Annotated in this window: 9 protein-coding genes; 8 read left to right on the top strand and 1 reads right to left on the bottom strand. The window is 62.2% G+C overall.

Features of this window, described 5'->3' with window-relative positions:
- Positions 1 to 45: 45 nt before the first annotated feature.
- From glmU to NH448_RS01235, 6 genes are all read left to right on the top strand, one after another.
- Positions 46 to 1410 (top strand): bifunctional UDP-N-acetylglucosamine diphosphorylase/glucosamine-1-phosphate N-acetyltransferase GlmU, encoded by a 1365-nt coding sequence (glmU, locus tag NH448_RS01210; protein WP_045992702.1) that lies wholly within the window; start codon positions 46 to 48, stop codon positions 1408 to 1410.
- A 90-nt stretch (positions 1411 to 1500) separates the two neighbouring features.
- A complete protein-coding gene (gene glmS / locus NH448_RS01215; protein ID WP_045992701.1) occupies positions 1501 to 3339 on the top strand; it encodes a glutamine--fructose-6-phosphate transaminase (isomerizing) in 1839 nt (612 codons plus the stop codon).
- Positions 3340 to 3906: 567 nt separating this feature from the next.
- The gene (locus NH448_RS01220) at positions 3907 to 5556 is read left to right on the top strand and encodes a BCCT family transporter (protein ID WP_108131965.1); all 1650 of its coding nucleotides are present in this window, start codon (positions 3907 to 3909) and stop codon (positions 5554 to 5556) included.
- A 1048-nt stretch (positions 5557 to 6604) separates the two neighbouring features.
- Complete coding sequence (locus tag NH448_RS01225; RefSeq protein WP_253028354.1) at positions 6605 to 7909, top strand: DcaP family trimeric outer membrane transporter; 1305 nt, start codon at positions 6605 to 6607, stop codon at positions 7907 to 7909.
- Positions 7910 to 8103: 194 nt separating this feature from the next.
- Positions 8104 to 8952 carry a DUF72 domain-containing protein gene (locus NH448_RS01230; protein ID WP_045994478.1) on the top strand — a complete coding sequence of 283 codons (849 nt, stop codon included), beginning with the start codon at positions 8104 to 8106 and terminating at the stop codon, positions 8950 to 8952.
- A gap of 306 nt (positions 8953 to 9258) precedes the next feature.
- Complete coding sequence (locus NH448_RS01235; protein WP_045994479.1) at positions 9259 to 10599, top strand: sodium-dependent transporter; 1341 nt, start codon at positions 9259 to 9261, stop codon at positions 10597 to 10599.
- 444 nt (positions 10600 to 11043) lie between these two features.
- Here NH448_RS01235 and NH448_RS01240 read toward each other — a convergent pair whose 3' ends face one another.
- Positions 11044 to 11256 (bottom strand): PA3496 family putative envelope integrity protein, encoded by a 213-nt coding sequence (locus NH448_RS01240; protein WP_045994480.1) that lies wholly within the window; start codon positions 11254 to 11256, stop codon positions 11044 to 11046.
- A gap of 298 nt (positions 11257 to 11554) precedes the next feature.
- Here NH448_RS01240 and hexR point away from each other — a divergent pair, with 298 nt between their 5' ends.
- Both hexR and uvrD read left to right on the top strand, forming a co-directional pair.
- Positions 11555 to 12415 (top strand): transcriptional regulator HexR, encoded by an 861-nt coding sequence (gene hexR, locus NH448_RS01245; RefSeq protein ID WP_045994481.1) that lies wholly within the window; start codon positions 11555 to 11557, stop codon positions 12413 to 12415.
- Positions 12416 to 12499: 84 nt separating this feature from the next.
- Positions 12500 to 14704 carry a DNA helicase II gene (uvrD, locus tag NH448_RS01250; RefSeq protein WP_045994482.1) on the top strand — a complete coding sequence of 735 codons (2205 nt, stop codon included), beginning with the start codon at positions 12500 to 12502 and terminating at the stop codon, positions 14702 to 14704.
- Positions 14705 to 14967 lie beyond the last annotated feature (263 nt).

Consider the following 14967-nt stretch of genomic DNA (forward strand, 5'->3'; position numbering starts at 1 on the left):
GTTGCGATATTTGCTTCGATCTTTTGTTTTAGACAAGGAGTCACGATGAGCCTCGATGTGGTGATTCTCGCCGCCGGACAGGGCACCCGCATGCGCTCGAGCCTGCCCAAGGTGCTGCATACCCTGGCGGGCAAGCCGATGGTCCGTCATGTGGTCGATACCGCCCGGGGTCTCGATGCGGATCGCACCCACGTGGTCATCGGGCACGGTGGCGAGCGGGTTCGCGATGCCCTGGCCGACACCGAGGTTCGCTTTTCCCATCAGGCCGAGCAGAAGGGTACCGGTCACGCCGTCGCGCAGGCGCTGGGCCAGCTTGGCGATGGCAAGGTGCTGGTGCTCTACGGTGACGTGCCGCTGATCCGTCGGCAAACGCTGGCGGCCTTGCTGGAGCAGGTGGACGAGCGCCACATGGGACTTCTGACCGTTACCCTGGACGACCCGGCGGGATACGGCCGCATCGTGCGTGACGACCAAGGCAAGGTGGTGGCCATCGTCGAGCAGAAGGATGCCTCTGAAAGCGAGCTTGCGATCACCGAGTGCAACACCGGCATCATGGCCATGACCAGCGCCCAGCTGAAGCGCTGGTTGCCTGAGCTGTCGTCGGACAACGCCCAGGGCGAGTACTACCTGACCGATGTGATCGCCATGGCCGCCGCCGAGGGCATTGAGGTGGCCACCGCCCAGCCGGCACGGCCGATGGAGGTCGAAGGCGTCAACAATCGCGCCCAGATGGCGCGTCTCGAGCGAGCATACCAGCGTGACATCGCCGAGGCGCTGATGGAAAAGGGCGTGGCCCTGGCCGACCCAGACCGTCTCGACGTGCGTGGCAAGCTGACTTGCGGGCACGACGTCTTCATCGACGTGGGTTGTGTGTTCGAAGGCGAGGTGGAGCTCGGCGAAGGTGTGCGCATCGGCCCCTACTCGGTGGTACGCAACAGCCATGTTGGCGCCGAAAGCGTCATCGAGGCCCACAGCATCGTCGACGGTGCAGTATTGGCCGGGCTGAACCAGATCGGTCCCTTCGCCCGGCTGCGTCCTGGCTCGCGCCTGGCGGTCAAGGCCAAGGTCGGTAACTTTGTCGAAACCAAGAACGCCGAAGTGGGCGAGGGCAGCAAGATCAACCACCTGAGCTACGTGGGTGACGCCCGCCTGGGACGCGAGGTCAATATCGGCGCCGGCACCATCACCTGCAACTATGACGGTGCCAACAAGCACCGCACCGAGATCGGTGACGCCGCCTTCATCGGGTCCAATTCGGCGCTGGTAGCCCCGGTCAGTGTCGGCGAGGGCGCCACCGTCGGTGCCGGCTCCACCATCAGCCGCGACGTCGCCGATCATAGCCTGGCGGTGACGAGGTCCCGCCAGATCGCCAAGGCCAACTGGCCGCGGCCGACCAAGGACGAGGATTGACGGACGCTTCCGCCCGATTCTGCCGTTGCGGCCCCCTCTCGATTGCTGGTCAGCGGTAGCCAATAACGAATCTCTCAAGGAGTGACCCCTATGTGTGGCATCGTCGCCGCGGTGGCCCAGCGCAACGTACAGAACATTCTGCTCGAAGGCCTCAAGCGCCTCGAGTACCGCGGCTATGACAGTGCCGGCATGGCGGTGCGCAGCCCCGAGGGAGAACTGGTGCGCCAGCGCGCGGTGGGCAAGGTGGCCGCGCTCGAGGCGCGACTGGAGGATTCGGCGCTGCCGGGGCTCAGCGGTATTGCTCACACCCGCTGGGCGACCCACGGTCGCCCCAGCGAGCCCAACGCCCATCCCCACCAGTCGCGTGATCGCCTGGCGGTGGTGCATAACGGCATCATCGAGAATCACGAGCAGCTGCGTCGGGAACTCACCGATCAGGGCTATGTGTTCGAGTCCGAGACCGATACCGAGGTGATCGCCCACCTGCTGGAGCGTGAGTCTCGCCTCGACGGTGATCTGCTCAGCGCCTTCCAGCGGGTCGTCGCCGGCCTCGATGGCGCCTACGCCCTGGGGGTCATGGCGGTGGACGAGCCCGATGTGGTGGTCGGCGCGCGCAAGGGCAGCCCGCTGGTGGTCGGCGTCGGCATCGGTGAGGCCTTCCTGGCGTCTGACCCGCTGGCGCTGCTGCCGGTGACCGATCGCTTCATCTATCTGCGTGAAGGCGACGTGGTGCGCCTGTCCGCCAATGGTCGCATCGAGATCTTCGATGCCGAGGGGACCGCCGTCGAGCGTGAGGTCCAGACCTTCGAGCATGGTGACGGCGCCGCCAGCAAGGGCGAGTACCGCCACTTCATGCTCAAGGAGATCCACGAACAGCCGGCGGTGATCGCCGCGGCGCTGGAAGGCCGCCTGGGCGACCGCTCGGTGCTGGTGGAAAGCTTCGGCCCCGATGCCGAGGGACTGTTCCAGCAGGTCCGCCAGATCCATATCGTGGCCTGCGGCACCAGCTATCACGCCGGCATGGTGGCGCGCTACTGGCTCGAGCGCTACACCGGCATCCCGGTGCAGGTGGAGGTCGCCTCCGAGTATCGCTACCGCCAGGTGGTGGTGCCCCAGGGCACCCTGTTCGTGACCCTGTCCCAGTCCGGCGAGACCGCCGACACCCTGGCCGCGCTGCGGTTTGCCATGGAGCAGGACAACTACCTGGGCAGCCTGGGTATCTGCAACGTACCGGGCAGCTCGCTGGTGCGCGAGGCCGACCTGAGCCTGATGACCCAGGCCGGCCCCGAGATCGGTGTGGCCTCCACCAAGGCCTTCACCACCCAGTTGACCGCGCTGATGCTGTTCGCCCTGGCGCTTGGCCGGGTGCGGGGCATGGACGAGGACGAGCAGGCCGAGATCGTCGCCGCTCTGCGGACCCTGCCGGCGCTGTGCAGCCAGGTGCTGGGCCTGGACGAGGCCATCGAGCGGCTATCCATGGCCTTCGCCGAGAAGCACCATGCGCTGTTCCTGGGACGTGGCGCCCACTTCCCCATCGCCCAGGAAGGCGCCTTGAAGCTCAAGGAAATTTCCTACATTCACGCCGAGGCCTACCCGGCGGGCGAGCTCAAGCACGGCCCTCTGGCGCTGGTGGACAGCGAGATGCCGGTGATCTCGGTGGCGCCCAACGACGAATTGCTCGACAAGCTCAAGTCCAACCTGCAGGAGGTCAAGGCTCGAGGCGGCGAGTTGTACGTGTTCGCCGACGAGAATGTCGGCCTGAACGCCAGCGAGGGCATCCAGGTGCTGCACCTGCCCCACGTCCACGAGGCACTGGCGCCGATCCTCTACACCCTGCCGCTGCAGCTATTGTCGTACCACGTGGCGGTGCTCAAGGGGACCGATGTCGATCAGCCGCGCAATCTGGCCAAGTCGGTGACGGTGGAGTAGACATACCGTCGGGCGATAGTATGGCAGCGGTCGCAGACTCGGCGTGACGGAAGGGAAATCTTCCCATCAACTCCAGAGAAGGTGTTGATGCAGTCCGTTCTTGTTCTTGGAGGCTAAAGAGAGTGCGGTGACACCCCGGTGTCCCGCGCTCTTTTTGCTTGGGAATGGGGGCCACTTCAGTTCAGGGATGGAGAGCAAGTCACCGATCAATCAGACAGGACTGCCGCCAAATAGCCCGGCACCGGATTTGACGATATCTCGTTGCGTTCTCGGTGGTGATGATTCTGATGTGCTATACAGTGATCAAGGCGTTGAACGGAAAGCGGCGTCGCTTTCGTTGATATTTCCACGCGTTATTTGCGGTCCCCCCTGTTGTGCTGACCTGCACGGGGTAGAGGGTTTCAGGGGAGGGCTGCTGTTTCCGGTGCACATATTGACGCCGAGAGCTCAATCTTTCCGCTACTGGTAAGGGAGCCTCAGCTCTCATCGCTTGTCCTGTCACACGCAACAGCTGACGTGTGCGAGACTCACTCGGCCAGTGTGTTTCCATCCACAGGAGCATCATTCATGAGTACTCAAAGCGAGCAGGCTCCAACCCCGGTTTCGGACGACATGCAGACGGACTATACCGTCGGGCAGGACAACTTCGAGGGCAGCCTGGGGCCTATCGGCTTCGATATACATAACCGGGTCTTCGCCATCTCGGCGCTGGCCTCGATTGTCTTCATCGTGCTGACGCTGCTGTTCCCCGAGCGAGCCGGTAATCTATTTCAGTCCATTGTCAGCTTCTCCACCGGCACCCTCGACAGCTACTTCATGATCGTGGTGGACGGCTTCATCCTGTTCTGTCTGGCACTGGTCGTGCTGCCATACGGCAAGGTCCGCCTGGGCGGCCCCGACGCCACGCCGGAGTATGGCTACCTGTCCTGGTTTGCGATGCTGTTCGCGGCCGGCATTGGCATCGGCCTGCTGTTCTTCGGCGTGCTGGAACCGGTCTATCACGCCAACGTCTCCTCGCCGCTAGGCACGCCCTCGCCCTTCGGCAGCGACGGGGAACTGAACGCTGAGGCCATCGCCGACGCCACCGCCATGGGGCTGGCCGGCACCTATCTGCACTGGGGCATCCACGGCTGGGCCGTCTACGTGGTGATGGCGCTGGCGCTGTCCATCTTTACCTACAACAAGGGCCTGCCCTTCTCCATCCGTTCGGCGTTCTTCCCGCTGCTGGGTGACCGCGTCTGGGGCTGGTGGGGCCACGTCATCGACATCCTGGCGGTATTCTCGACCCTGTTTGGCCTGGCCACCTCGCTCGGCCTCGGCGCTCAGCAGGCCAACGCCGGCATGAACTTCGTCTTCGGCCTGGACGTCAGCATCACCACTCAGGTGGTCGTGATCGCAGCCGTCACCGCAGTGGCGCTGGTTTCGGTGTGGCGCGGTCTGGAAGGTGGCGTGAAGCGGCTTTCCGAGATCAACATGGGAATGGCCGTGCTGTTCTTCTTCTTCGTGCTGTTCGCCGGCCCGACCCTGGCAGCGCTCGCCGGCTTCTGGGCCGGCCTTGAGACCTACGTGACGAAGTTCATCCCGCTGTCGGCCCCCTTCGGCCGCGAGGACGACGCCTATCGCCAATCCTGGACCATCTTCTACTGGGCCTGGTGGATCAGCTGGGCGCCTTTCGTCGGCATGTTTATCGCCCGCGTCTCCCGGGGGCGCACGGTGCGTGAGTTCGTGATCTGTGTGCTGGTGATCCCGAGTCTGTTCATCTTCATCTGGATGGGCGTGTTCGGCGCCACCGCCCTCGACCAGCTATATGCCAATCCGGCCGGTAGCCTGGTCAAGGAATACGTGATCGACAGCTACAGCCCCGAGCTGTCGCTGTTCGCCATGCTCAACGAGCTGCCGCTGTCGGGCCTGATGTCGACCCTGGGCATTATCCTGGCGCTGATCTTCTTCGTCACCTCGTCGGATTCCGGCTCGCTGGTGATCGATACCATCACCGCCGGTGGCAAGATCGATGCACCGCGCCCTCAGCGCATGTTCTGGGCCACGGTGGAAGGCCTGATTGCCATCGTACTGCTGATCGGCGGCGGACTCTCGGCGCTCCAGGCCGGAGTCACGGCCACCGCGATCCCCTTCTCGGTGGTGATGATTGTGATGTGCTACACCATCATCAAGGCGCTGAACGGCGAGCTTCGTCAGTTACGCCGTCGGGGTGGCTGAGTCCTCTCATCATGCGAAATCTGTCGGCTTTCTTTGGTTGTAGATGCTCTATCTGCTGGCACAACAACGTCGACTGACCCCGTTTTGCTGCATCCAGCTTTGCCCGGCCTCACGAGGTCGGGCTTGTTCCCTTCCTGTTGTGTAGTGCTGAGGGAAGCGTAGGCTCAAGTGTCGCCGCAGATCCAGGAGGTGCGGTCGAGGACAACGCGATATTCCGTCTACCGGGGTATGGCTCCCCCTAGCTCGATAGATCAATGTTTAAGTCATTGATGGTAATGAACACAGTTTTTCTAGATAGGCGCTAGAAGCGTGACGCGATCGGTGCCGGCAGCCCAAATCCACATGAAGTGACGAAGAGCTCTTTCCAGAGTGATGTCGGCCGAGAGGTATCGCCGACGGCGCGACGAGTCAGCGTCATAGCTGCGAGGCCAAAGGTATCCTGGCGCAGCGCCGGGAAGTCTTGAGGCGACAAAGCAGCTTTATCCGGAGTGTTGGTCCTGGGACATCGGAAACCTCGGCCTGCCAGAGGTAGTGCACCTGAATCCCGAGAGGAATGCGGCGCCCCTGGCGGCAGGGTGTTAAAGAGTCAGAATCATTTCAAGTGTCATCTGTGTTGACAGGCTCCGCGCTGCCGGTCCGAGAACCAGATCACAAAAACAGCACGTTGATGCAGTGGTATTTTCTTGAGGTCGGCCAGGCGCCGCTTCTACTGCCTATCGATATATGCTGTACCGGTACTTGATAAAGAAGAAAGCTCGTAATTTTCCATATTTTCCGGTTCTAGCATTATGAATTTGTAAGATATATTTCTATTGTTTTGCTAATTCGGACGCTTCTTTTTCGTGCTTCATTGGGCACAATATCAAACACCGTTCTCTAACCTTCATTCCTATATTCGTTAGTTAAGCGCTTGGTTATACGTGGTCGCCATTCCTGCGAGTGGTTTGCCGGCCATGCCTGGGTCTCCGAGCGTGCAGGCGTCGGTGATTCAGTTCAGCGACAGCCGCCATGACGACCGCCACGACAACGATAATGAAGGGGGACGGCGATGAGCGGATTACGATCCACAAGCGCCTTGCTGACGGGAACGGGCCTTTGTCTGCTGATGCCGATCGCGGCCGAGGCGCAGACGTCGATGCAGGAACTCAATGACCTGAAGGCCCAGATCGAACAGCTCAAGGCCCAACAGCAGGCGGCCATGCAACTGGTTGAACAGCAGCAGGCCCAGATCGATAACCTGATCAACCAGCAGGCCAGCATGCAGCAGGACGTCGCCGACGTCAGCGAGAACGTGGTCAAGCGCACCGACAGTGGCGACTTCCTGGTGGGAGATACCACGGTGTCCTTTGGCGGCTACATCAAGGCTCAGGCGGCGTTCTCCGACAATGGACTCAGCGACGGCAAGGCCAACGAGACGGTGACGGCGGGGCTGTTGCGCGCCACCGACGATGACGCCGACAACCGCGTCAGTTTCAGTGCGCGGGAAACGCGTCTGAGCTTCGGTACCAGTACACCGCTCGGTGGCGATACCATGAAGACCTATATCGAGACGGACTTCTATGGCGCCGACGACGAAGCCAACGAATTTGTTTCTCACTCCTACGCGCCGCGGCTGCGCCACGCCTACCTGAGCTGGGGCAACTGGCTGGCCGGGCAGTACTGGTCAACCTTCATGGATCTCAAGGGGCTTGGCGAGATCGACGCCTTCAGTACCCATACCGGCTCGATCTTCGTGCGCCAGCCACAGCTTCGCTATACCTATCCGCTGGATTGGGGCAGCCTGCAGTTCGCGGTGGAGAATCCCGAGGACGGCGACGACGACCAGGACACCCCGGACATGGTGGCCCGGGTCAATGTGGACCAGGAGTGGGGGCATGTTTCAGCGGCCACCGTGGTCAGGCGCTTCAGCCTGGATGACGCCGAGGACGACGACAGTCGCTGGGGGGCCGGTTACAGCCTGACCGGACGATTCCCGGTGTTCGAAAAAGACGACCTCATGCTGCAGGCCAACTATGGCAACCTGGGACGCTACATGGCGCTAGGCGCCTACCCCAACGCCAAGGTGGAGGACGGCCAGATCAAGATGGTGGAGTCCTGGGGCGCCTCGGCCATCTATCGTCACTACTGGACCGACACGCTGCGCTCGAACATCGCCTACTCGGCGACTGAACTCGACAGCAACGGTACCGGCGATGACACCGACAGCTACGACAGCTTCTTTCTCAACCTGATGTGGTCGCCCTTTGCCAACACCACGCTGTCGGCGGAGTACCAGCGCTACGACCTGGATGAGGTGGATGGCGATACCTTCGACCTGGACAGGGTTCAGTTCTCCGCCAAGTACGACTTCTAGTAGGCTGAAAATCCCCTGTGTCCGTCGGCTTTTCGGACAGAGTCCCGGCTGAGGGCAACAAGCTCCGGCGCTCGGCGCCGCTTGAAGCTTGTCAGCATCTTCCCGTTCGGCAACACCGGGCGGGGCGATGCTATGCTGGCGCCCCTGAAACCGTCGAGTCTGCCTTCTTGAACGATCGATCAGCGCAACCGCCCATGTACATTGGTCTGCCGATGTGGGCCAATCCAGACTGGCGTGGTGGTCTCTACCCACCCCACGCCGGGCGCGAGGGTTGGCTCGATGACTACGCCGCCGTATTCAACGCCGTCGAGGGAAATACCACCTTCTACAGCGGGGCGCCCAGGCCACGGACGGTGGAAGGCTGGTCCCGCCAAGCGCCACCGGGCTTTCGCTTCTGCTTCAAGCTGCCCCAGGCGCTGACACATGCAAAACGATTGCGCCAGGTCGAGACCGATGTGGGTGACTTCGTCGAGGCCCTGTGGCCACTGAAGGACCGCCTCGGGCCGGTCATGATTCAGCTCCCCAGGGACTTTGGTCCTGAGGAGGTGCCTGCTCTGGAGAAGGTTCTAAGAGATTGGCCACAAGACGTACCCTGCGCAGTAGAACTGCGCCACAGTGAATTTTTCCACAAGGGGAGCGCCGAGAGAGATATCAACGCCCTGTTGATAAGTCATGGCGCCGATCGCGTGATGCTGGATGTCAGGCCGTTGTTTTCCGGACCGCCTGAGGCCCATTCGGGATTGATCCAGGCTCGTGCGGAAAAGCCAAGACGCCCACTACACGTGCTCTCTACAGCAAAATTTCCTGTGATACGTTTCATTGGCCATCTTGACAGCGCCATCAACGAGCACTATTTCACCCCCTGGATAGACCAGCTCGCCTTGTGGATAAAACAGGGGAAAACCCCTTTTCTTTTTGTGCATACGGCGGATAATCGCGAGGCCCCGGAACAGGCCAGAAACCTGTACGCCAGAGTCGCCGATAGAATGGGGTGGCAGGCATTGCCCGGGTTTCCGGGAGATCGACAGAATCAGCTGCTTTGACCATTGTTGGCTGGCGTTTGTTATTGTCATACGCTAGTTTTGTCGGCTGTTCGTCACTTGCCACGGGCCAGAGACGGTCGCCTCCTTATCCTTGGATGGTGACTCGCCTGGACCCACCGGTCTCGACCAGCGCGAACCCTGCGCTGGGGAAGAGTGTTGTGCCGGCAGTGATCCTGCTGACATCCGTCAGACCCCTTGTACATCGGTGGATCCGTGACCCGGACCATCGAGGACGTGGCGACTACAAACACAACGCCGTCATTGCATCCGATCGATCGATGACGACACGTATCCGAAGGGTGATTTATGTCCAAAACGACACACGCGCAGTGGTCATCGCGCTTTTCCTTTATCCTCGCCGCCACCGGTTCCGCTGTCGGGCTTGGTAATATCTGGAAGTTTCCCTACATGGTGGGCGAGAGCGGTGGTGCCGCCTTCGTGCTCGTCTACCTGCTGTGCATCGGCCTGATCGGCCTGCCGATCCTGGTCACCGAGTGGATGATCGGTCGGCGTGGGCAAAGCAACCCGGTCAATGCCATGGCCAGCGTCGCGGCCAAGGCCGGTCAGCCCAAGGTCTGGGCCCTGGTCGGCGTCGCCGGGGTCATCGGTGCCTTCCTGATCCTGTCGTTCTACAGCGTGATCGGTGGCTGGTCGCTGTACTACACCCTCGGTAGCGTGACCGGTGACTTCAGCGGCCAGGACGCCGATGGTATCGGCGCCTTGTTCAGCGGCATGCTGGCAAGCCCCGGTCTGCTGCTGCTGTGGCACTCCATCTTCATGCTGCTGGTCATCGGTATCGTTGCTCGCGGCGTGACCAAGGGCCTGGAAGGCGCGGTCAACGTGTTGATGCCGGCCCTGGCGCTGCTGCTGGTGGTGCTGGTGGGTTACGGCATGACCACCGGCCACTTCGGTGAGGCGTTGAACTATCTGTTCAACCCGGACTGGTCAGCACTCAATGGTGAGGTGGTACTGGCGGCGCTGGGACACGCCTTCTTCACCCTGTCACTGGGCATGGGCATCATGATCGCCTACGGCTCCTACCTCGGCGAGAAGGTCGACCTGATCAAGACCGCACGCACCGTGGTGATCATGGATACCGTGATCGCACTCGGCGCGGGCCTGGCGATCTTCCCGATCGTGTTTGCCAACCAGCTCGACCTGGCCTCCGGCCCGAGCCTGATCTTCGTCACCCTGCCGCTGGCCTTTGGCAATATGGGCGGTGGCCTGATCCTGGGGCTGATGTTCTTCCTGCTGCTGACCTTCGCCGCCCTGACCTCGGCCATTTCGCTGCTCGAGCCGGTGGTCGAGTTTGTCGAAGAGCGCACGCCGCTGTCGCGTTCCGCGTCGGCGGTGGTCTCCGGCATCGGCGCCTGGGCGCTGGGTATCGCCGCTCTGCTGTCCTTCAACGTGTGGAGTGACCCGGTACTGTTTGGTCTCGGGGTGTTCGACCTGCTGGACAAGCTGACCAGCAAGTTCATGCTGCCGTTGACCGGCCTGGGTGCCATCCTGTTTGCGGGCTGGTTCCTCAACCGCAAAGGCGTGGCCGAAGACCTCGGTCTGTCCGGTGGCAAGGAAACGTTGTGGGTGTTGTTGACCCGCTTCGTGGCGCCCATCGGTGTGGCGGTGGTGTTCATCTCCAGCCTGTAACAGGCGCCATTGCTGCACGCCAGACCAGAGACCCGGCCTTGTGCCGGGTCTCTGCGTTGATAGGCAATGCCAGACGATCCATCGGAACCGGGCGGCAGGGCAAGACTGCCCGTACAGAGTGACCAGAGGCGGAGGTCAACGAGGTGGCAGTGGGGCCTCAGCGGGAGTCCAACGACCGTCAGTGCTTGTTCATTGATGCCTGCAGCCAAAGACATGCATTTGGGAGAGCATGCCAGGAGGGACGCTTGACGGTGCCTCTGACGCGCCTGGGGCTTTCAGGCGACAGACACCTGATGGCGAGTCTCGTCGGTGCGATTCTCGCAAGGGATGGGCCGGCCGTCGCTCGAGCCAGCGGCCAGGCCCCGAATATGGTACAGACCCGCGTTGTTGGCGGTCTGGCGCACGTCTGGCCGGCGGCCACGCGTGCTGGTTCAGTCTACCGGGTCAGTGCATTTCGTCGTCGTTGCCGTCTTCCGGCAGTTCGGCGATGTCTTCGGATAGACGCTTGAATTCCCGATGAAGCTCGATGCCGCGGCGGGCTCGCAGGTTGCGTTGGGCCGCGGTGCGGGAGCGCCTTTCGTGTTCGGCGACTTCCATGCTCATGAAGATGTCGAGGAGTTCACTCTTGACGGAGGATAACCTTTCGACATTACGCATGATCGATTCTCCTATGCAGTGAATGTGCCGGCATCCAGGACGCTGCGCGACACTGCCCTTTTACTATACCCCAGTTGACAAAAAGATGACGGTGTGGACGTCAATCCTGCAACGTTCTGCCAACGCTAGAAAAAAATCCATCCGGTTGCGCAGGGGCGGCCTGGGGGCTCAATGCATGACGCAGCACAGGGCGCATTTGACGCCGTCATGGGGCATACTGGAACCAGGCCGGATCGATAGCGACGGGCATTGCGCCCTGCCAGCTCCGGGTCCTCCCAGCCAGTCAAAGGAGTAGAGGGTGAGTCGCGCGCTGTTTGATGAAATGCGACGTCGCATGGAGCACTTCCGTCGGTCGGAGCAGAAGGTCGCACGCTTCGTATTGCGCAACCCCGACGAAGTTATCCACATGCGTATCGTCGATCTGGCCACCGAGGCCAAGGTCAGCGAGCCCACGGTGGTACGCTTCTGCCGGGCCCTGGGCTGCAACGGCTTTCAGGACTTCAAGTTGAAGTTGGCGCAGATGCTGGCGTCGGGCAGCCAGTTCGCGCAGTTCTCGATGAATGACAGCGACTCCGTGGCCGAGTTTTCCCACAGCATCTTCGATTCCACGGTGGGAACCCTGCTGTCGATCAGGGACCGGCTCGACAACGAGGCGTTGAACAAGACGATCAACGCCCTGGCCATGGCCAATCGCGTCGAGTTCTACGGCTACGGAGCCTCCGGTGCGGTGGCCTTCGACGCTCAGCACAAGTTTTTCAGGCTGCAGATTTCCACCGCCGCCTACGCCGATCCGCACATGCAGAACATGTCGGCGGTGACCCTCAAGGAAGGCGACGTGGTGGTGGCGATCTCGCAGACCGGCCGCACCCGGGCACTGGTGGCCAGCGTCAAGCTGGCACGGGAGGCGGGCGCCACCGTGGTCGGTCTCTGTCCCAGCGGCTCCCCCCTGGCGGACGAGGTCGACCTGCCGCTGTACATCGATGTGCCCGAAGACACCGAGATCTACACGCCCATGAGTTCCCGTATCGCCCATCTGGTACTGGTCGACGTGCTGGCGGTGGGAGTGGCGAAGACCCGGGGCCCCAAGCTCGCCGAGCAGCTCAAGGCGGTAAAGCGCAGCCTCAACCCGCTGCGCTATCCGGAGTCCGATCCTTCCTGACCGAGGGCGCCCTGCCTGTCCATTTATCCAGCATCGCTGTGATAGACTGGGCGCCCATTTTCGATCTCGAGCGGTGCCTTCTCCATGGACGACGTCACGGCGATCATCGACGGCCTCAATGCGGCGCAGCATGAGGCGGTCTGCGCTCCCCAGGGCAATATGCTGGTGCTCGCCGGCGCCGGTTCCGGCAAGACCCGCGTGCTGGTCCATCGCATCGCCTGGCTGATGCAGGCAGAAGGTCTCTCGCCCTACGCGGTGCTGGCGGTGACCTTCACCAACAAGGCCGCCAGGGAGATGCGCACTCGCCTGGAGGCGTTGCTGGGGATCTCGCTGCGCCACGTCTGGGTGGGTACCTTTCACTCCATCGCCCACCGCCTGCTGCGTACCCATTGGCAGGACGCTCGCCTTCCCCAGCACTTCCAGATCATCGACTCCGATGATCAGCTACGTCTGATCAAGCGCCTGTTGAAGGACAACAAGATCGATGACGAGCGTTTTCCGCCCCGTCAGGTGCAGTCGTTTATCAGCGGCTGCAAAGAGGAGGGATTGCGTCCTCACCAGGTCCGGATCAACGGTGACGCCTACGTGGAGCAGATGGTGGCGCTGTATGACGTCTACCAGCTGACTTGCGAACGTGGCGGCCTGGTCGACTTTGGCGAGCTGCTGCTCAGGAGCCTCGAGCTGTTGCGCGACAATCCTGCTCTGCTGGCCCACTATCAGGAGCGCTTCGCCCACGTACTGGTCGACGAGTTTCAGGATACCAACACCCTGCAGTATGCCTGGCTGAAGCTGTTGACCGGACAGCGCACGCCGATGACGGTAGTCGGCGATGACGACCAGTCGATCTACGGCTGGCGCGGGGCACGGGTGGAGAACATTCGTCGCTTCGAGCAGGAATTCACCGACACCAAAACGGTGCGCCTGGAGCAGAACTATCGCTCCACCAGCGCCATCCTCGACGCCGCCAACGCCCTGATCAAGCAGAACTCGGATCGCATGGGCAAGGAGCTGTGGACCGCCGGCAGTCGTGGCGAACCGATTTCGGTCTACGCCGGTTTCAACGACATGGAGGAGGCGCGCTTCATCGTCGACACCATCAAGGAAAAGGTCGACGAGGGGTTCAAGCGCCAGGAGGTGGCCATCCTCTATCGCTCCAACGCCCAGTCCCGCGTCATCGAGGAGACCCTGATCCGCCAGGGTATGCCCTACCGCATCTACGGGGGCCAGCGCTTCTACGAGCGCCTCGAGATCAAGAACGCCCTGGCCTACCTGCGGCTGCTGCTCAACCGCGACGACGATGCCTCGCTGGAGCGGGTGATCAATGTCCCTGCCCGCGGTATCGGTACCCGCACGGTGGAGGGACTGCGCGATCGCGCCCGTCGTACCGAAGTGTCGCTGTGGCAGGCGATCCACGACACCCTGACCGACGGCTCGCTCAAGGGGCGTGCGGCCAACGCCGTGGGTGCCTTTGCCAATTTGATCGAAGGCCTCGACAACGACACCTCGGGGATGGCGCTTCACGAGATCATCGCCCACGTGAATCAGCGCAGTGGACTGATCGACCATCATCTGAGCGAGAAGGGGGAAAAGGGGCAGGCCCGGGTCGAGAACCTGGAAGAGCTGATCAACGCCGCCCGTGCCTTCACCCAGGGCGAGACGCTGGACAACATCGAAGCCGGGGAGGGCATGGCCGCGCTGGAAGCCTTTCTGGCCGAAGCGGCCCTCAACGCCGGCGAGCACGAGGCCGACGAATTCGAGGACAGCGTCCAGTTGATGACGCTGCACTCGGCCAAGGGACTCGAATTTCCCATCGTGTTCGTGGCCGGGGTCGAGGAAGGCCTGTTTCCCCACCGCATGTCGCTGGAAGAACCCGGGCGCCTGGAGGAGGAGCGCAGGCTCTGCTACGTCGGGGTCACGCGCGCCATGCAGAAGCTCTACCTCACCCACGCCGAGATCCGTCGCATGCACGGCAAGGAGACCTTTCAGCGCCCGTCGCGCTTTCTGCGTGAGTTGCCGGAGTCGCTGCTCGAGGAGGTGCGTCTGCGTGGCCAGGTGTCACGTCCGGTCAGCGCCCGGCCAACGCCGTCGCGCTTCGCCCAGACGACCGTGGAGGCGAGCGGCGATCTACCTGCCTTGTCGCTGGGCCAGCGGGTACGCCATCCGGTATTCGGGGAGGGGGTCATCCTCAACGCCGAAGGAGAGGGCGAGCGGGCCCGTGTCCAGGTCAGCTTCGAAGGCCACGGCGACAAGTGGCTGGTGCTGGGCTTCGCCAAGCTGGAGGCGCTGTAGCGGGGTTTTCGCCCTGTCGGCGAGGCACCGGCGTTCGCCGGTGCCCCTCAGGCAACGTTGGAGGAGGGCTGATCGCAGTCCTCTGGCCTGATCAACAGATGGATGCCTCAGTCATGCCGTGTCGAGTCGCTTCGAACGGCGTGAGGTCCCTTGATTATTCATCGGAAAGGTCGTGGCAGGCATCCTTGGCAGAACTATTGCCATTCAGGAGAAGTAGCTTGCCGTAACTCTTGTGAAATACTCAGAAGCATATAAGACAAACC

The organism is Halomonas sp. OfavH-34-E, from assembly GCF_024124525.1.
Taxonomy (GTDB): domain Bacteria; phylum Pseudomonadota; class Gammaproteobacteria; order Pseudomonadales; family Halomonadaceae; genus Halomonas; species Halomonas litopenaei.

Bases quoted from the DNA above. Each gene is read 5' to 3' on its own strand.
- glmU (WP_045992702.1), top strand. From the start codon at position 46: ATGAGCCTCGATGTGGTGATTCTCGCCGCCGGACAGGGCACCCGCATG.
- glmS (WP_045992701.1), top strand. From the start codon at position 1,501: ATGTGTGGCATCGTCGCCGCGGTGGCCCAGCGCAACGTACAGAACATT.
- NH448_RS01220 (WP_108131965.1), top strand. From the start codon at position 3,907: ATGAGTACTCAAAGCGAGCAGGCTCCAACCCCGGTTTCGGACGACATG.
- NH448_RS01225 (WP_253028354.1), top strand. From the start codon at position 6,605: ATGAGCGGATTACGATCCACAAGCGCCTTGCTGACGGGAACGGGCCTT.
- NH448_RS01230 (WP_045994478.1), top strand. From the start codon at position 8,104: ATGTACATTGGTCTGCCGATGTGGGCCAATCCAGACTGGCGTGGTGGT.
- NH448_RS01235 (WP_045994479.1), top strand. From the start codon at position 9,259: ATGTCCAAAACGACACACGCGCAGTGGTCATCGCGCTTTTCCTTTATC.
- NH448_RS01240 (WP_045994480.1), bottom strand. From the start codon at position 11,256: ATGCGTAATGTCGAAAGGTTATCCTCCGTCAAGAGTGAACTCCTCGAC.
- uvrD (WP_045994482.1), top strand. From the start codon at position 12,500: ATGGACGACGTCACGGCGATCATCGACGGCCTCAATGCGGCGCAGCAT.